The sequence below is a fragment of the Paenibacillus sp. FSL R7-0331 genome (assembly GCF_000758645.1).
Lineage (GTDB): Bacteria > Bacillota > Bacilli > Paenibacillales > Paenibacillaceae > Paenibacillus_AQ > Paenibacillus_AQ camerounensis.
Genome location: NZ_CP009284.1, coordinates 5,933,346 through 5,950,668 on the forward strand (window position 1 = coordinate 5,933,346; position 17,323 = coordinate 5,950,668).

At 51.7% G+C, this 17,323-nt stretch carries 15 protein-coding genes; 8 read left to right on the forward strand and 7 right to left on the reverse strand.

Going from position 1 to position 17,323, the window contains the following annotated elements:
* Positions 1-2: 2 nt before the first annotated feature.
* Complete coding sequence (locus R70331_RS25705; protein WP_231576526.1) at positions 3-896, reverse strand: ABC transporter permease; 894 nt, start codon at positions 894-896, stop codon at positions 3-5.
* Positions 897-1,373: 477 nt separating this feature from the next.
* Here R70331_RS25705 and R70331_RS25710 point away from each other — a divergent pair, with 477 nt between their 5' ends.
* Entirely contained in the window at positions 1,374-2,414 is a 1,041-nt protein-coding gene (locus R70331_RS25710) for a LacI family DNA-binding transcriptional regulator (RefSeq protein ID WP_042180579.1), read from the forward strand.
* Positions 2,415-2,480: 66 nt separating this feature from the next.
* Here the strand turns inward: R70331_RS25710 and R70331_RS25715 are convergent, their stop codons facing one another.
* Positions 2,481-3,182: a metallophosphoesterase family protein gene (locus tag R70331_RS25715; RefSeq protein WP_042180581.1), complete on the reverse strand. Its 702-nt coding sequence runs from the start codon at positions 3,180-3,182 to the stop codon at positions 2,481-2,483.
* Positions 3,183-3,355: 173 nt separating this feature from the next.
* Here R70331_RS25715 and R70331_RS25720 point away from each other — a divergent pair, with 173 nt between their 5' ends.
* Genes R70331_RS25720 through R70331_RS25730 form a run of 3 tightly spaced genes read left to right on the forward strand, consistent with a single transcriptional unit; the run spans position 3,356 to position 6,932 of the window.
* The gene (locus R70331_RS25720) at positions 3,356-4,831 is read left to right on the forward strand and encodes an FG-GAP repeat domain-containing protein (RefSeq protein WP_042180584.1); all 1,476 of its coding nucleotides are present in this window, start codon (positions 3,356-3,358) and stop codon (positions 4,829-4,831) included.
* 14 nt (positions 4,832-4,845) lie between these two features.
* Positions 4,846-5,541 (forward strand): response regulator transcription factor, encoded by a 696-nt coding sequence (locus R70331_RS25725; protein WP_042180587.1) that lies wholly within the window; start codon positions 4,846-4,848, stop codon positions 5,539-5,541.
* On the forward strand, positions 5,535-6,932 hold the full coding sequence (locus R70331_RS25730) for a sensor histidine kinase (protein ID WP_331281490.1): 1,398 nt from the start codon (positions 5,535-5,537) through the stop codon (positions 6,930-6,932). The genes R70331_RS25725 and R70331_RS25730 overlap by 7 nt, the downstream gene beginning before the upstream one ends.
* Before the next feature lie 65 nt (positions 6,933-6,997).
* Here the strand turns inward: R70331_RS25730 and R70331_RS25735 are convergent, their stop codons facing one another.
* The 3 genes from R70331_RS25735 to R70331_RS25745 form a co-directional block, all read right to left on the reverse strand.
* Positions 6,998-7,591 carry a flavin reductase family protein gene (locus R70331_RS25735; protein ID WP_042183251.1) on the reverse strand — a complete coding sequence of 198 codons (594 nt, stop codon included), beginning with the start codon at positions 7,589-7,591 and terminating at the stop codon, positions 6,998-7,000.
* Between the two features lie 27 nt (positions 7,592-7,618).
* Entirely contained in the window at positions 7,619-8,569 is a 951-nt protein-coding gene (locus R70331_RS25740) for a ring-cleaving dioxygenase (RefSeq protein WP_042180590.1), read from the reverse strand.
* A gap of 236 nt (positions 8,570-8,805) precedes the next feature.
* Positions 8,806-9,582: an NAD-dependent epimerase/dehydratase family protein gene (locus R70331_RS25745; RefSeq protein ID WP_042180592.1), complete on the reverse strand. Its 777-nt coding sequence runs from the start codon at positions 9,580-9,582 to the stop codon at positions 8,806-8,808.
* A gap of 142 nt (positions 9,583-9,724) precedes the next feature.
* Between R70331_RS25745 and R70331_RS25750 the strand changes: the two genes are divergently transcribed.
* Positions 9,725-11,353, forward strand: coding sequence for a carboxylesterase/lipase family protein (locus R70331_RS25750; protein ID WP_052419220.1), 1,629 nt, complete (start codon positions 9,725-9,727; stop codon positions 11,351-11,353).
* 37 nt (positions 11,354-11,390) lie between these two features.
* Entirely contained in the window at positions 11,391-12,185 is a 795-nt protein-coding gene (locus R70331_RS25755; protein ID WP_042180595.1) for a sulfite exporter TauE/SafE family protein, read from the forward strand.
* A 16-nt stretch (positions 12,186-12,201) separates the two neighbouring features.
* Here R70331_RS25755 and R70331_RS25760 read toward each other — a convergent pair whose 3' ends face one another.
* Both R70331_RS25760 and R70331_RS25765 read right to left on the reverse strand, forming a co-directional pair.
* Positions 12,202-12,798 (reverse strand): DUF421 domain-containing protein, encoded by a 597-nt coding sequence (locus tag R70331_RS25760; protein ID WP_042180597.1) that lies wholly within the window; start codon positions 12,796-12,798, stop codon positions 12,202-12,204.
* A 72-nt stretch (positions 12,799-12,870) separates the two neighbouring features.
* On the reverse strand, positions 12,871-13,842 hold the full coding sequence (locus R70331_RS25765; RefSeq protein ID WP_042180599.1) for a phosphotransferase enzyme family protein: 972 nt from the start codon (positions 13,840-13,842) through the stop codon (positions 12,871-12,873).
* A gap of 126 nt (positions 13,843-13,968) precedes the next feature.
* Here R70331_RS25765 and R70331_RS25770 point away from each other — a divergent pair, with 126 nt between their 5' ends.
* Together R70331_RS25770 and R70331_RS25775 are read left to right on the forward strand one after the other, a co-directional pair.
* Positions 13,969-15,114: an epoxide hydrolase family protein gene (locus R70331_RS25770; protein WP_042180601.1), complete on the forward strand. Its 1,146-nt coding sequence runs from the start codon at positions 13,969-13,971 to the stop codon at positions 15,112-15,114.
* Positions 15,115-15,319: 205 nt separating this feature from the next.
* A complete protein-coding gene (locus R70331_RS25775; protein WP_231576358.1) occupies positions 15,320-17,248 on the forward strand; it encodes an ATP-dependent DNA helicase in 1,929 nt (642 codons plus the stop codon).
* The last annotated feature ends 75 nt before the right edge of the window (positions 17,249-17,323 follow it).

Below are 17,323 nucleotides of genomic sequence, written 5' to 3' on the forward strand. Positions count from 1 at the left end.
TCTTAGTAAAGACCTTCGCCCTCATTCAGCTTCTTCACTGTAAAGTTCACCGTAATCAGCAGGATGACGTTAATGATTGAGTTGAACAGCCCCACCGCCGCAGAATAAGCGTAGTCCCCGGACTGCAGTCCGATTTTGTAGACATAGGTCGGAATGATTTCCGAGGTTGGCAGGTTCGTCGCCGTCTGCATCAGATAAGCCTTTTCAAAGCCGATAGACATGATCCCGCCCGCCGCAAGAATGAACACAATCGCCATAATCGGCCGGATGGTCGGCAGATCAATATGACGGATTCTTTGCAGAAGGTTCGCACCGTCCAGGTTGGCTGCGTTATGTAACTCAGGGTCCACGTTGGCAAGCGCCGCTACATAGATAATGGAAGCCCAGCCCGCCCCCGTCCATATGTCGGAAAGAATGTAGATCCAGCGGAAATACTCCGGACGCGACATGAACATCACCGGCTCCCCGTTAATCCAGCTGAACAGCTGGTTGATTGGCCCTGTTGGAGAGAGGAAAATGAACAGCATCCCTACAACAACCACAACGGATATAAAGTTTGGCGCGTAGAGGAAAAGCTGAATGTTCTTTTTCACTCCGGCCCGGCGGACCTGATTGAGCATCAGAGCCAGCAGAATCGGCACAGGAAAGCTCAGAATCAGGCCGAAAAAACTCAATTTAAGCGTATTCATAAAAATAACCTCAAAGTTAGGGGAAGACAGGAATTTCTCAAAGTTGTACAGCCCCACCCATTCACTGCCCAGAATCCCCTTAATCGGGCTGAAATCCTTAAAGGCGATAATCGCACCATACATAGGGCCATATTTAAATATCAGGGTCAGGATCAGCGCCGGTGACAGCATGAGATACAGAAAATAGTGCTTCTTCAAATACTCCATCAGAGAGCTCTTCCGTCCCGCCGGCAATTTCCGCTGACCTACTTCTATCGAATTATGCAATGCCTTTACCTCCATTCTTGTACATGATTTATAATTGACTGCTTCAGGGACGCTGTTAAAAGGCTTACATTTTGCTGTTTATGCCCCTTCGTTCTTTTACAATTTATCAAATACCATCTTCTCCGTCAATACATTTGTAAAAATATATTTGTTCATTTGACTACTTTTTCGTTCGTATAAACCCGTTTAATATTGTCAAAAAGGTAATAATGCTGAATGATTGCAATAAAAACCTGTATTTTTAATCTGAAATGCACATTCCAAGTTATAAAAGACAAATATTTAAAGGAAATACAGAAATAAAAATGTAAACTTAATTGTGCATTTGTAAAACTGTCATTGCTATTTTGGCAAAACTATTATACATTTAAGGGAGTAAAAGAAGAGAGATCATAATATAGAGGTGAACTTACATATATGGCACGGGGTAAAGTAACGATACAGGACATCGCTGATGCACTGGGAATCTCCAGAAATACGGCCTCCAAAGCCTTGAACGGAAGCGAGGGGCTGCCTGAAGAAACGCGGAATAAAGTCATCAAAAAAGCGATTGAATTGAAATACAAACAATTTTCGCTGATGGAGCCGGATAATGTCCAGCCGAAGAGCTCCCGGAATATCGCTTTATTAACGGAAAACCTTCCGAACACCTCCCACTTTGGCTCGACTTTAATCAGCGGCCTGGAGAAGCGGATCAGCGCCGAGGGATACAACCTGTCCATCCACATCATACGGGAAATTGAACAGAACGCGCTGACACTCCCTAACAATTTCGATGTCGGCAATGTGGACGGTATTATTTGTATTGAGCTCTTTGATCTGGCCTATAGCAGCCTGATTACAAGCCTTGGGATTCCGACTATCTTTATCGACTGCTCTGCACATGTCTGCTACCCCGAATTCCGGGCGGATGTCCTGTTAATGGAGAACGAGAACAGTACCTATCTGCTTACCAGGAAGCTTATTGAGGGCGGTTACACAACCTTAGGCTTTATCGGGGATTATAATCATTGCCGGAGCTTTAATGAGCGGTGGGTAGGGTTTAACCGTGCGTTAACTGAGGCAGGAATCCGGCTGGACCTCACCCAGTGTGTACTGGATAAGGATCATCTTTTCTTCTCCAGCCCCGGCTGGACTGATGAGAAATTGAATGACATATCAGAGCTCCCGTCTGCTTTTGTATGCGCGAATGATTACATCGCTGTTGGCTTTATGAAATCCCTGAAGAATTTCGACCACTCTATTCCCGGTGATATAGTAATCTGCGGGTTTGATAACGGCCCCGAATCCAGAATTATTGAGCCTCATCTGACTACTGTTCATATCTACAGCAATGAAATGGGTGTCAAAGCTGCCGAAATGCTGCTGTCACGGATCAATTCTCCCGAGCAGCCCTATCAGGTCTCTCATATCTATACAACACCGATTTTCCGGGAATCTACGCCAAATATCGGATAATGCACACTAACAGCGGAAGGCAGTCATCTTTTCGGATGCTGCCTTCTTTTTATTTCAATGACAGTGTTAATACCGCCCGATCCGCCGCTCCTCCAGCTTCTTTCCCGTCTGCTTATACACGAGATAGGTCATCTCCGTCAGATTTACCAGCCCGAGCGACCGTTCATCCAGCACCGAGTATGTATTCGAGCCCAGATCGCAATTCATTCTTACTCCGTCCCAATAAATCCGCTCTACGGGCGTGTGTCCGTGAATGACCGGCTTGCCGCCCGTCAGCGCCAGCAGCTCCCCTCCAGGCTGATGATAGAAATCGTATTCATTCATCCACAGGATGTCCCGTTCCTGCTTATCCAGCGGCTGCGCAGGATTCAGTCCGGCATGAGTGAAGATATACCTGTCATTCTCATAGTACAAAGGCAGAGAGCAAGCCCACACCATCTGCTCCTGCCGGACTGCTTCATCCGGAAATGCCGCAGCGAAGCTCTTCAGCGTCTCATGCCCCCCGTGGCTCAGCCACAGCTTGTCCCCGCGCACCAGATAATCAGCCATCATCTCCTCATGATTGCCCATTACAGCATGAACATTATGCGGGTACTGCTCTGTGAGCTGTTTGATCCTTCGGACCACCCCGGCCGAATCCTTGCCCCGGTTAATCATGTCTCCCCCGAACACAAGCTGATCACGGTCCGGTACAACCTCTGCTTTATCCAGCAGCAGGTTCAGCCCCTCTAAATCCCCGTGGATATCGGTTATAAAAAATGTTCTCATCCTTCTCCCCTCCGCCCTGCTTAGCCGGGCTGCATCCGCGTTATTACTTAATCATAGCAAATTATTATAGCAGCGCGCTCCTTGCTTACAGCGTAACCTTTACCATTTTGCAACTACTTTGCCATCCGGTTGGGATATACTAGGCACAGATAATGCAAAGGAGATTATATCTTATGAACAAATCCGGCTTAAGCCTTAGCGCCATACTATTATTAACCCTGATAACGGCAGGCTGCGGCGCACCTAAGGCGCCCAGCGATTTGCTGCGCGCCCCGTCACAGGGCAGTGCGGACGGAACCATTACCAGCATTGTAAAATCATTTCTTCCGGCAAATGCCCATCTGACTGTCCCTGTCCATTCCGATTCGGGCAGCGCCATTCAGCTGCAGGACCTGGACCAGGACGGCAAGGATGAAATTCTGGCCTTCTATAAAACGGACAAAACGGATTACGAAGTGAATACGCTTGTTCTCTCCCAGTCAAGCGGCGACTGGAATAAGCTGACCACGATTACCGGTGTCGGCAGCGAGCTGGACTATGTACAGTTCACCGATGTTACTGCGGACGGGCAAACGGATATGCTGCTCGGCTTCAGCGGCGGCAAGGGGCTCAGCAAGGAGCTGGCCGTTTATACGCTTGACGGCAGCATCGTATCCGAACTGCTCAAGCAGCCCTATGACCAGCTGGCCGTCGGTGATCTGACCGGCAGCGGAGATACAGATATCGCTTTGTTCCAGACCACCTTCACTACAGACATGCAGCCAAGCGCCCGGCTACAGCTGTTCCGCCTTACAGGCGGTACGCAGCAGAGCCTGGCCGATCAGGCTTTTGACGGCGCAATTATTCAGGCCAATTTCACAAAGGCGGCTCCCGGGGCCAGTGCCTTGTTCGTTGACGTGGCGATTGGCGCCCATGCCTCCTATACTTCCCTGCTGGTTTGGGAAAATGATAAATTTATTGATATACTGGCAGCAGAAGACTATCATCATGAAGAGCTCGCAGCAAGCCGGGATATTGCACTTACTCCTCATTCTCCGGCACTGGACAGCAAGCTGGGCGAGAACAATATGGCGATTAAGGACTATCCGCTCTACAGCTCGGATGTCAACGGTGACGGCATTACCGAAATCGGCTTCCTTGTCCCTCCAGCAGGTACAGAGAGCATGGCGCCCCTGGCGACACCGTTTATCACCAAGTATTATCAGTGGGACGGACAGAACGGCCTGAAATTCGTAGAAGAGCAGTTCGACAGATGGGGCTTTAACTTCAGTATTCCGCAGAGCTGGAAAGGTAAATATGCCCTTGAAATTGCCGAGGAATCTCCAGAGCCGTGGAAGAATATCCGCTTCAGCTACAGGGAGGCCGGCTCGGACGCACAGGCAACGCTGCTTGAGCTGCGTCTGCTCACCAAGCAGGAGTGGCAGAATACGGAAAGCGCACTGAAAACGGAGAATAGAACATATGCCCTGCTCTATGAGCTGCAAAATACAGAGGATGCTGAGGCACCGACAGTGCTGGTTGCTGTTCTGCCTGCGGAGGATGCTGCCGCCAAGCTGAGCGGCTCCGCGCTTCAGGAGTATAATCAGCTGAAGCTGCCGCTGGAGGAAGTCCGGCAGCTGGCCGGAACACCACAGAAGCCCTTGTACTGACTAGGAGGTTATCCATGAAGGTGCTGGTATTGGAAGACGAGAAGCCGATACGCGATTTTTTACACGTAAATCTGAAGCGTGCCGGCTTTGAGGTGACCGAAGCTGCTACCGGTGAAGCGGCACTGGCCGCGGCGCGGGAGCAGCGGGATTTTGACATCGCCATTCTCGATCTGATGCTTCCGGGGATCAGCGGCTTCGAGGTCTGCGCCATGCTGCGCAGAGATTTCCCCCGCCTGGGCATCATTATGCTGACCGCCAAAAGCCAGGAGATCGACAAGGTTATGGGTCTGGATTCAGGAGCGGATGACTATGTGATCAAGCCGTTCAGCCCGGTAGAGCTGCTGGCCCGGGTCCGTTCACTGTACCGGCGTATGTACCCCGGGGAGACAGTACTGCAGGAGAACGTCATCCAGCTGCCCCCTTTTACCCTGATGCCGGACGAACGGAAGCTGCTGAAGGACGGGCTGGAGATCGCTTTGACGCCCACAGAGTTCTCGATTATCAAACTGCTGATGGAGCAGCCCAATAAGGCGATTAACCGAGATGATATTCTGACCTCGGTCTGGGGGCAGTATTTCATGGGAGAGCTCAAAATTGTGGATGTAAATATCAGCCGGATACGCCAAAAAATCGGCCAGGATGCCACAGGGCCGCAATACCTGGAAACCGTGTGGGGATTCGGCTATTTATGGAGGGTACAACATTGCTGAGAGGGATCAGGGCACGGCTCATTACCTATATTACAATAGTCCTGCTCCTAATCGTCCTGCTGCTGGAAGGGGTATTTATTGTCGCGGTCCACTACTTTTATCTGGGAAGTGCGATGGAGACCCTGTCTTCAAGGGCTACGACCTCCGCTACCTTTTTCAACAAGTATCTGGAGGGCTATTCAATCAATGAGCGGGCCAGGTACATACTGGAGAACCTCTCCACTGAGGAGAGCAGCAAGGTTGAGGTACTGAACACCGAAGGAAATGTCATCATCAATTCATTCGGCTTTTCCAGCGAAGAGCGGATTGATACGCCTGATGTGAGGAATGCACTCAGCAGCGGCAAAGGAAGCTACCAAAGTCTTACCCCGGTGAACGGGGAACGGATTATAGCGGTCTCTCTCCCGATCAAGGAAGCCGGGATCAATATAGGCGTGCTGCGCTATTCCGTTTCTGCCGAGCCGCTGTACGACGTTATTGTCACTATTGTGCTGAATGCAGTGTGGGTCGGGCTGCTGGTCATCCTGTTCGGCTTCGTGCTCAGCCTGATCATCGCGAAGCGGATTGTAGGGCCGATTCAACAGCTTACGTCTGTAGCCAAGGAAATGGCGACCGGCAATTTCACCGCCAAGGCAGCGAAGCAGCATAATGATGAGATCGGGACGCTGGCCGTCACGCTCAATTACATGTCCGACGAAATCCTCAAGAGTGAAAAAATCAAATACGACTTCATCTCATCCGTCACGCATGAGCTGCGTACTCCCCTGACCTCAATCAAAGGCTGGGGCGAGACGCTGCTTATGGGTGATTTGTCCGATAAAAAAGAGACCCTGCAGGGTCTCGAGGTGATGACCGGCGAAACAGACCGGCTCATTGGACTGGTAGAAGATCTGCTCGATTTCTCCAAATTTCAGGCCGGGGAGATTACGGTTGATCTGCAGCCGTATGATCTCAGGGGACTGCTGGAGGATCTGCTCCTGCAGTTCCGCTACCGCGGTCAGACGAAGGAAATCCGGCTCTACGCCGATATTCCCGACCAGCCGTTGCCGGTTAACGGTGATTTCAACCGCTTGAAGCAGGTGTTCGTCAATCTGCTGGATAATGCCTTCAAGTTCACTCCGGCACAGGGGGCGGTAAGCCTAACTGCGGTCCAGCAGGAGGAGCTGATCATTATTACGGTAACGGATACCGGGGAAGGCATAGAGGCGGCTGATCTGGACAAGCTTGGCACCAAGTTCTTCAAGGGCCGCTCACGCCAGTCCGGCAGCGGTCTGGGTCTTGCCATCTGCAAAGAGATCATCGGGCTGCACGGCGGACGGCTGAAGATTGAAAGTGAGTTCACTATAGGAACCTCAGTCATTGTAGAGCTGCCGCGTTATATTATGCAGTAATAGTGCCTTGGCTGCACCGGTAAGGGACGGCCGGAATCCTCCGGCTGTTCCCCGGGACAGTCCTGTTAGACCGGTCTTTCAATCTCAAAAATCTCTCCGAGACCCGCATAGTGATTCCCTGCCAGACGGCTGACTGCGCCCAGCTTGTGCGGATCAATTCTGCCCTGCTCATAAATCTCCTCCGCAATGTGAAACTGGACGACTCTGCCGATCAGCAGCTCGAAGCCCGGGAATTCCACTGTTTGCTCCAGCACACATTCCATTCTTACCTTCGCTTCCTTAACTCCCGGCACAGAGATAGCAGTGCTCTGCACAGGTGTAAGTCCTGCAAGCGTTATTTCACTCTGATCCGGAGCAAGGGGAGCTGCGGTCATATTGATCTGCTCCACATTGCTGCGGTCCACAATATGCACTACAAACTCCCTGCGTTCCATTATGTTCCGTGCTGTATCCTTGGGCTTGCCTGCCGCATGCTGAACAGACACTGAGATCATTGGCGGATTGGAGGAGACGATATTGAAAAAACTGAAGGGTGCTCCGTTCAGCACGCCTTCTGCAGACTGCGTTGTCACAAAAGCAATCGGCCGCGGTATAATGCTGCCCACCAGCAGCTTATAATTGTCCCTCTCCGTATTCCCTGCGGGGTCTATCGCCAGCATATCAGTCATTCCTTCCCGTAAGTTCATTTAGTCGAGCTCTCTGATCTGGAACGGCAGCAGAACCTGTTCAATCTGTGCTCTGTGCGGCTCATACTGTGCCGGCAGCTTAAGCTCCGTACCCATTGTTTCCTGCGTTTCATCATGGGCGAAGCCTGGAGGATCTGTAGCAATTTCGAACAAAATCTCCCCATGCTCCCTGAAGTAAATCGCGTTAAAATAGTTCCGGTCCTGCACTGCGGTTACCCCATATCCGTGATCATGCACGTAGCTCTGCCATTCCAGCTGATCCTGATCATCCTTGGCTCTCCAGGCGATATGATGCACTGTGCCTACACCCATTTCACCTCGCTGTACAGCGGTCATTTTGAGATCAATGACATTGCCCAGATCGGCAGTAGAATGGAAACGGGCAATATCATTTTCCCGGCCGATAAATGTAAGCCCCAGCACCTGCTCCAGCAGCTCAGCCGTTGCTTCCGGATCAGTCGACAGCAGTGTGGCGCCGCCGAACCCTTTGATCGCAACCTCTGGTGTAACGCCCCCGAAGGTCCAGCCGTTCTGCTCCCCGGCTTCCCGCTCCACCAGCTCCAGATGCAGCCCGTGCGGATCATCGAATTCAAGCACCTGCTCCCCGAACCGCTCCAGCTCGCTGAAAGCGACCTTGAACGTTGCCAGTCTTTCTTTCCAGAAGCTCATCGCTCCTACCGGGATAATGTAAGTTGTTACCCCCACCTGTCCGCCGCCGATTTTGCCTTTGTAGGCTCCAGGCCAAGGGAAGAAGGTAATGATTGTGCCCGGCTTCCCTCCGTCATTGCCGAAGTAGAAGTGATATGTGCCCGGATCATCAAAATTGACTGTCTGCTTAACCAGACGCAAGCCCAGCACCCCTGCGTAAAAATCCATATTCTCCTGCGGATGCCCGACAATTGCTGTAATATGATGAATCCCCATTGTTTGTTTTGCTGCTGTATTAGTCATTATAACCGACCCCTTTTATTGTAGTGTTATTTCAGAGAATCATTTTAATACGTTATTACGTTTTAAAGATTCTTAAGTTTAAGATATTTAGGATGATTATCTTTAAGTTAAGATAACTCCTTGATCTCAATTTACTCCCTTTTTATCTTAAAGTCAAGATACTTTTCGGATTACTGCCTTCTGTAGAACGCAATCAGGCCCCGAAACCGGAGCCCATACTGTCACTGCACTGCTGACTATGTCTTCTGTCCCCCCTGGTAGGCCGTTTCATCCCGGCGTATCCTCCGGCCGGCTGCCTTGGCCTGCTCAAGCAGTTCAGCTCCGTCATCCTGCGGCTTGTAGCCGATCAGTTGCTCAAGGTAGGCAATATCGTAATAGTTATCCTTATTGGCAGACGTGCCGTAGAGGTTCAAATACTTCATTCCTTCATCGGCCTCGATACAACAGATAGCCAGCTGCAGCATATCGCGTCCGGATATCCAGATATGTCCTGCACGTTCGGAATGCGGACGGTCATCTTCGGGAAAATTACCGATTCGGATATTAATAGAAGAAATTTTTCCTTGATCCGCATACAGACGGCCGAGCAGCTCAATGTAGCATTTACTCAGCCCGTAGAAGCTGTCCGGACGGTAAGGATCGGACGGTTCAACCTGCTCATCTGTCTTATAGAAACCGGTCGCATGATTAGAGCTGGCGAAGATAATCCGTTTAACTCCGCTTTGCACCGCAGCTTCAAACAGCTTGTAGGCACCGGCTACATTTCCTTGCAGCACCTTACCCAGAAAATCATCCTCATCCTTCATCCAGGCAAAATGGAGTACGGTATCTATGCCTTGCGTCAGTTTTTTAAGACGCGCTTCATCGGCAATGTCCAGCTGAACAATGCCCTGGCTTTCTGCTGCGACAATATCAGCTCCGGTAACATCATACCGGCCGTCTTGCTTCAGTCCCTGGTAGACTGTATTTCCGATTACACCCGAAGCTCCTGTTATCAGCAGTTTCCGTTTCATCTTTACATGCTCCTTTCTCAGCAGTTTATAGATGCGCTGTTAGTTATTACCCGCAGGAGGAGGAACCTATACGGTCGATATTGATATCTTGTCCGGTACACCGGAGCAGTTCTATAATAAAAACGAGTAGAGGGGGATGTGTATGAGCGCAAATTCATTTATGGAAGAAACCGTTACCATTTCTGACGGCAGGCTAAAGGGGATTCACCTGACCGAACAGCGGGCCATGGCCTGGCTGGGTATCCCTTATGCCAAGCCGCCTGCCGGGCAGCTGCGCTGGAAAGCGCCGCGTGAAGCGGAGCCCTGGGAAGGCATATTATGCGTCCGGGAGTACAAGAACAGCAGTGTTCAATGGCTGGAGGGTGAAGCAGGAGGCAGCGAAGACTGCCTGTATCTGAATATTTGGCGTCCGGAGCATACTGAAGCCGGCCGGCCTGTATTGGTCTATCTGCACGGAGGCGGTAATATCGCCGGCTCCGGACAGGACTTTCAGGGCAGCCGGCTGGCGGTCAGCACTGACAGCATAGTCCTCACTATAAATTATCGTTTGGGAGCAATGGGATTCTTCCGCCATCCGGCGCTCCGCACAGGTGATCCGCTCGATGATTCAGGAAATTACGGCCTGCTGGATATTCTACATGCGCTGAAGTGGGTACAAAAGAATATTAACTATTTTGGCGGAAATCCGGGAAATATAACGCTGGCGGGCCAGTCAGCCGGAGCAAGAAATGCTCTGGCCGCTTATCTCTCTCCGCTTAGCAGAGGCCTGTTCCACAAGCTGTACCTTATGAGTGGCGGCTTAACGACGGCCGCTGCAGAACAGGGTGAAGCTTATGCTAATGATATTCTTGCGGCATTGCTGTCAGATGACGGGACAGCTGCAAGCGCTGCTGAGGCGGAGGAATGGATTACGCAGCAATCGGCCGAAGCAATTGCGGACTATCTGTACAGCCGGAGTGCCGGACAGTTTGCCGGAATGATCCGCGACACCGGAATCCGCATGGGAGCATTCCCCCATTTGTTCGAGGACGGAACCGTTATTCCGGAAGGCGGCTTCGACAGGCTCAATGCTCCGGAGTATCCTGTGCTGCCCTTTGTACTCGGCAGTACAGCGAGCGAATTTACCGGCTTTGCTTTGGCCGATTCCCGCTTCTCAGGCCTGGTGCAGGCTGATGGCAGGCTAAGCGGAAATACCGGGCTTGAGCAGCTTTACGCAGCGGCAGTTCACTATGGTAACAGGCTCTATGCCGCTTTTAATGCAGAGCAGACTGCAGACCGCTTAACGGCTGCGATCCCGCACATCCCTGTTTTTGCTTACCGGTTCGGCTGGGGCCTGCAGGAAGGAGTGACCGGTGCTGACTACCGGCTTTTGCTGGGTGCGCCGCACGGAGCTGATATTGCTTTTTATACGGGTGCATTTGAGGGCAATTATCCGGAAGGTGTAATTACCGGACATAATGAGCCCGGACGCAGGGAATTGTCCACTTTAATGTGCAGTTATCTGCGGCACTTTCTAAGCACAGGTAATCCGAATACGGAAGAGCTGCCTGACTGGCCGCAGTGGACCGGCAGCACGGATACAGCCGAAATTCTTGTACTGGACGCCAATGCACAGAAGGCTGCTTTGCACACTGTGACAAGGCTTGTACCGGAGGATATCTGCTCCGCTATGGAAGCAGACGAGAGCCTGACCTCAGAGCAGCGCAGATGGATTACCCGCAGGCTGTTCGCCGGACGTTTTTTCTGGAACGCACATGATGGTTACATTTGAGTCGTCATAATACTTTATAACGAAAGGGAACTGCTGAGTGCTAATCTACCTGCTTTTATTCCTGCTCGGATTGACCGCCGGCATTTCCGGATCGCTTGTCGGACTTGGCGGCGGCTTCATTGTTGTACCGGCGTTAGCCTTTCTGTACCCTGAGATGCCAACCGCCCATTTGGCCGGTACCTCCATGGCAATGCTGCTGTTCAATTCTATTTCCAGTACTTACGTCTATGCCCGTCAAAAAAGAATCGACTATCAGGCGGCGCTCTGGTTCGCAATGGCTTCTATTCCCGGCTCGGTTATCGGAGCGCTGTTATCAGAACAGATTGAGGGAAGAGCCTTCTTTGTCAGCTTCGGCATTTTTCTGGTTCTGATTGCGCTGCTGCTCCTGTTCAAGCCGAAAAAGCCCCTGACCCTGCCGTTTAATCCTACGGTCAAGCGGAGCTTCGCAGATGCTGGAGGCAGCCGGTTTGAATACGCCTATCATATGCCTACAGGCGTTATTATCAGCTTCTTCGTCGGTTTCCTGGCCAGTCTGTTCGGCGTCGGCGGGGGCAGTCTGATGGTGCCGACAATGACGCTGCTGCTCGGCTTCTCGACACATATTGCCGTTGCCACTTCCATGCTGCAGATTTTTCTGTCGTCAATCGTCAGCACATCAACCCATGGCTATCTGCAAAATATTGAGTGGATCATGGTGTTATGCTTAGCGCCCGGAGCCATTATCGGCGGCCAGCTCGGCGCACGGCTTGCCAAACGCCTGCCGGGTAAGCTGCTGCTCAGGCTGCTGGCGGTCTTTCTGATTATTGTAGCTGCCCGGCTGATCATGAAATAATTCTGAACTGTTCCATCTAAAGCTGGTCAAACAGACTTTCATCCGGCTTCTTCTGTCCCTGCTCTTTCGGCGCTGCTGCACCATTCCCGGTCCCTGCTCCAGCCAGGTATTTCGCCAGCAGCGTCTCCACGTCGGTCAAGGTTACTGGCCTTGCGGCATCTGAAAGCTCATAACCCATCATGCCGTTAGGCTCAAATGTTGCCGTCTTCACATCGCTGAGCCTGGAAATACCCTGCTCCCGCAGATTCATCTCCAGCGCTTCTATGGTTAATCTCAGCTTCTTCAGATTCTGCTCCTGCACCCGGCCGTCCTTAATGACAATAACCGCCGGTCCCTTGACCAGCCTTTCGAACAGGCTCCACCGCAGCTGCAGCCACTCTACCGCAATCAGCACGGCAATAAATACAACAGCAGCCGCCATCGTAATCAGGATATGATGGTCCGCAATAGGCTCTACGATAATCGTCCCGATGGATATCATCGCGATTGTTGTCGGGATGGTCATCTGTGAGATGGATTTCCTGCCGGCCAGTCTGAGCACCAGCATACCGAATATAATCAGCACCAGAGCCTTCCAGACCTCATTCCAGACCTCATTCCAGATTTCGTTCATACCCATATCCCTCCGCCATCTATAGATATGGGTATTTTTTACTGCACCGCTCCTGATTATGCACCGTTGGGATTACAGCAGATGGTACACTTCTTTTCCCGCCAGAAAATCCTTGCATTTCCCGTATACCTTTACCGCATGCTCCTTAACCCAGCCGTTGCTGGCGGGATCACGGATGAACATCGCATAGCTGATGAAGACATCCATCAATATTTGTCCTTCAATGTACCGGATATCGTCAATCGTGAAGTCTCTCCGTGAGCTGTAGCCCTCCAAAAAAGCCGGTCTTAGCTCGCTTTTCAATGCTGTGGAAGCGCTTCCTACATCAAACAGATAATATCCGTAGCCGGATAAACAGAAATCTATCAGATGCGGCGTTGCTCCCTGCACAATCACATTTCCGGGCTGTACATCGGCGTGAATGATTCCCCAGCTGTCCTGCCTTGCATCCAGCTCGGTCAGCTGTACCTTGATTACATCCAGCACTTCCACGATTATATCGTACAGCTCCTGAGTATATACGCCGCCAGTTATACCGCATTTAAGCTCTTCAATTGCGGAATCAATACTTTGTACACCGTATACAGGCCTCGTTAAGCCGGACAGCTGCTGCCCGCCTGAAGCGTTATGAAGCTCTGCAAAGGTCTCTCCCAGTGTATAGGCAATCCTCCCGATATTCTCCTCATCCCCTGTCAGCACTGCGCCTTCCAGCCACTCCAGCACTGTCGCATAACATGAGCCGAATTCCTCGGACGGATACAATGTTACATACTCGCCTGCATGGTTAACGACCGGCTCCTGCACCTGAATCGCCTTCCTCCGGTTCAGCTCCTGAAGAAGATACACTTCGGACTTCAGGCCTTCCAGCGTATGCTGGGTGCCAGACAGCCCCGCTGTTCTCGGATGGTGAATCCGGAGCAGATAAGCCTTGCCGCCGGCTGCATCCGTTACCTTAAAGGTCATATTCTCGTTATGCCGGATGAACTCAATTACCGGCTCCTTTACAGGATAGAACGATATTACTTGCTCAGCATGCTTGATCAAAACGGCTTCCCTCCAGGTTACAAATTAAGGTATGCTTTTCTCCTCTTATATTCCATAATAATACATATGAAGCTGGTATAGTTTACTATACTCGTAATTTACAACGGAAAGAATGGGGGATTCATCTTGGCAACTGAACGTTTTGAAATCTGCGTAGCCGATGAAGTGCTTGCCGATCTAAAATACAGATTGGATCATATCCGCTGGCCTAATTTATTCGAAGATAACGGCTGGGAGCAGGGGACAGACTTCACCTATTTACATTCACTTCTGGCGTATTGGCGGGATCATTTTGACTGGCGGGCACAGGAAGCCAAGCTGAACCGGTTCGCGCATTATCGCAGCAATATTGACGGAATCGATATCCATTTTATCCACGAGCGAGGTAAAGGGCCTAATCCTCTGCCCCTCCTCTTAACGCACGGCTGGCCGGACAGCTTTGTCCGCTATTCCAAAATCATACCGATGCTCACTGACCCGGCAAGCTACGGCGGGAACGCCGAGGATTCCTTCGACGTTATCGTTCCTTCGCTGCCCGGCTTCGGCTTCTCCGGCTATCCGGAGCATGGAGATATCAACAATGCCCATATTTCTGCTATGTGGGCCAAGCTGATGACGGAGGAGCTAGGCTATACCACATTCGCGGCTGCAGGCGGTGATATCGGCTCGGGTGTTACAAGATATCTGGCAGCCAGCCGTCCCGGGCTTTTGGCTGGAATCCACCTTACCGATATCGGCATTATCCGCAGTCTCTTGGCTCCGGGCAACCAGGCAGATCTTACTGCTGAAGAACGGCAGTATCAGCAGACTGCCCAGAGCTGGCTTGCCCGTGAGGGGGCTTATATCTCCATTCAGTCTACCAAGCCCCGTACGCTGGCTTATGGACTCTCCGACTCACCGGCCGGGCTGGCAGGCTGGATTCTCGAAAAATTCCACGACTGGAGCGACTGTAAAGGCGATCTAAGCCAAAGCTTCACCGAGGATGAGCTGCTCACGAACATCATGATCTATTGGGTGACCAATACGATAGGCTCAGCTGCACAAATCTATCACGAAAACGCCTCTTCCCTACCGCCGCTGGGCCGGATCGAAGTACCCACAGGACTGGCCTTGTTCCCGGGCGATATTCTTCTGCCGCCTAAGGAGTGGGCAATGCGCAATCTGAATATCACCCGCTGGACGGAAATGCCGCACGGCGGGCACTTTACAGCCATGGAAGCACCCGGGCCGCTGGCCGGGGATATCCGCGCTTTTTTCAGGCCGCTGAGATAGATAGACAGCTTAATGACTAAGCCTTGACTGCCAGGCCTCTATCGGAGATAATTACAGTTTGACCCAAAAAATCAATTTGCCGGTACAGGCGCATTGAAACAGTGAAGGGGCGATTGTCATCAGCTGGTTAAGTGATCATTATAAGTTACAGAAACGGGAGCAGAAGAAGGACATCGAGCCCGCTCTGGTCAATGCCGTCTTCCGGATGTACGACCGGTTTCCCAGACTCGGCCTCCGGGAACGGACCGGACAGCAGGATATGTCGCTGGATATTGCGGATGCGTATATTAACGGGCGCAACGCTATGGTCGAGGCCGGAGTCGGCATCGGCAAATCCTTTGCCTACCTTATCCCCGGTCTGCTCATTAACCATATCTCGCAGCAGCCGGTTATTATTGCCACCTCCTCCATCCAGCTATCCGAACAGATCCATAAGGATCTGCGGGTAATCGGAAGCAGGCTCGGATTCACAACCGTGCGCTCTGTGGTCGGAAAAGGCATGGGCCAGTATGCCTGCCGCTACAGGGCAGCGGACCTGGTCCAGCCGGAGGCTCCGGACTCCCCTGCGGCAGCTCTTGCCCGCCGGATTACAAATTATGAGATTGATGAGCGGGCGGATATTCAGGGCGGCATCAGTGATGCCGTATGGTCCGAGGTATGTGTAAATGACTGCAAATTCGAACAGTGCCGCTACAAAAGCACATGCTCGTTCTATGATATGCGCGCCAAAATCAGCGCCCGGGCAGGTGACATGGATTTCATCATCGTTAATCAGGATCTGCTGATCCGGGATCTGATCAAGAAAAAAGAAGGCACAAGGCCCCTAATAACCGAGCAGCCGGCGCTGATCGTCATTGATGAAGCTCATAATCTGGAGGCTAAGGTGCGGGATGCAAGAACGCTTGAATTCACCTTACGGGGAACCAGCCGGATGCTCGATGATGTGCTGCAGATTCTTTTCAGGCAATCTGCAGATAAAAGCCTGATGGCACAGGTCCGATTGGTCAAAAGCTGTTTAAACAGCATCTTCAAGCAGGCGGAAGCCGATCTGCTGCAGACCGCCAAACAGGACAATGACCGTATCAAATTATCCGAAATCAAAGGAATTCCGCTCAGCCGGGGCATACAGCTGTTGAAGGATTTTCAGCTTGGGCTCGCGGTACTGACTTCCCGGAATGAACGCGAGATCGACAATTTGTATGAAGCGGTACACGGGCTGATCGACCTGTTCGCAGTCCTCTCAGGGAGTGAGCAAGGCTATCTTCTATGGGCCGGCACAAGCCGCCGCGAAGCAAGCATCAGCATCTGTCCCAAGAACATCAGCCAGTTTCTGAAACAGGCTTTATTCAACGGAAAGACCTCTGTCATCCTCACCTCGGCCACGATGTGCCAGGGCGGTGACACGCTGGAGGAGCAATATGCTTATCTGACACAATCGCTTGGTTACAAGGGGGATTATATGGAGCGCCAGCCCTCCCCTTTTGATTACAACAGCCATACCATGATGTACATTTCCGGTAGTGTTCCCTACTACAACCACTTGAACCGGCAGGAGTATCTTGAAGCGGCGTACAAGGAAATGTTGAGGCTATGCAATGTAACAGACGGGCGGACACTGGTGCTTTTTTCAGCCAAAGAGGATATGAAATTCGTTTACGGGAAGCTGCGGTCCGAGACGCTGGCCTGGGCGCTGCATATTCAGCAGGAGGGCTCATCCCAGGACGGGGTCATAGCCGGGTTCCGGCACAGCAAAGGAGTGCTGCTCAGCACCGGCGTATTCTGGGAAGGGATCAACATCGAGGGCTCCGACCTTTCACAGGTTATCGTGTTCCGGCTGCCTTTTCCGGTTCCGTCAGATCCGGTCTATGAATATAAGGCGTCTAAGGCGAATAATCCGTTAAAAGAGGTCTTCGTACCGGACATGCTGCTCCGCTTGCGGCAAGGCACCGGACGCCTGATCCGCAGCGAAACTGATCTTGGCGTGCTCAGCATCCTCGATTCCAGGCTGTCGGCAGCCGCTGCCAAGGATTACCGGAGCAAAGTGCTGGAGGCTCTGCCGTTCAAGCAGGTGACCGAGGATTTCCGGGTACTGGAGCGGTTCGTGCAGGCTAAGGGCATAAAGCGCAGGATATGAAAAAGGACAAGCCCGGCGGATTAATGCGGAATATAATATAACTGCAACAAAATAGCCCCGATACATCAAGGTTTT

Excerpts from the sequence above, each read along its gene's own strand:
- R70331_RS25720 (WP_042180584.1), top strand. The coding sequence starts at position 3,356 with ATGAACAAATCCGGCTTAAGCCTTAGCGCCATACTATTATTAACCCTG.
- R70331_RS25710 (WP_042180579.1), top strand. The coding sequence starts at position 1,374 with ATGGCACGGGGTAAAGTAACGATACAGGACATCGCTGATGCACTGGGA.
- R70331_RS25775 (WP_231576358.1), top strand. The coding sequence starts at position 15,320 with ATGTACGACCGGTTTCCCAGACTCGGCCTCCGGGAACGGACCGGACAG.
- R70331_RS25760 (WP_042180597.1), bottom strand. The coding sequence starts at position 12,798 with ATGAACGAAATCTGGAATGAGGTCTGGAATGAGGTCTGGAAGGCTCTG.
- R70331_RS25735 (WP_042183251.1), bottom strand. The coding sequence starts at position 7,591 with ATGCTGGCGATAGACCCCGCAGGGAATACGGAGAGGGACAATTATAAG.
- R70331_RS25715 (WP_042180581.1), bottom strand. The coding sequence starts at position 3,182 with ATGAGAACATTTTTTATAACCGATATCCACGGGGATTTAGAGGGGCTG.
- R70331_RS25740 (WP_042180590.1), bottom strand. The coding sequence starts at position 8,569 with ATGACTAATACAGCAGCAAAACAAACAATGGGGATTCATCATATTACA.
- R70331_RS25705 (WP_231576526.1), bottom strand. The coding sequence starts at position 896 with ATGGAGTATTTGAAGAAGCACTATTTTCTGTATCTCATGCTGTCACCG.
- R70331_RS25750 (WP_052419220.1), top strand. The coding sequence starts at position 9,725 with ATGAGCGCAAATTCATTTATGGAAGAAACCGTTACCATTTCTGACGGC.
- R70331_RS25745 (WP_042180592.1), bottom strand. The coding sequence starts at position 9,582 with ATGAAACGGAAACTGCTGATAACAGGAGCTTCGGGTGTAATCGGAAAT.
- R70331_RS25725 (WP_042180587.1), top strand. The coding sequence starts at position 4,846 with ATGAAGGTGCTGGTATTGGAAGACGAGAAGCCGATACGCGATTTTTTA.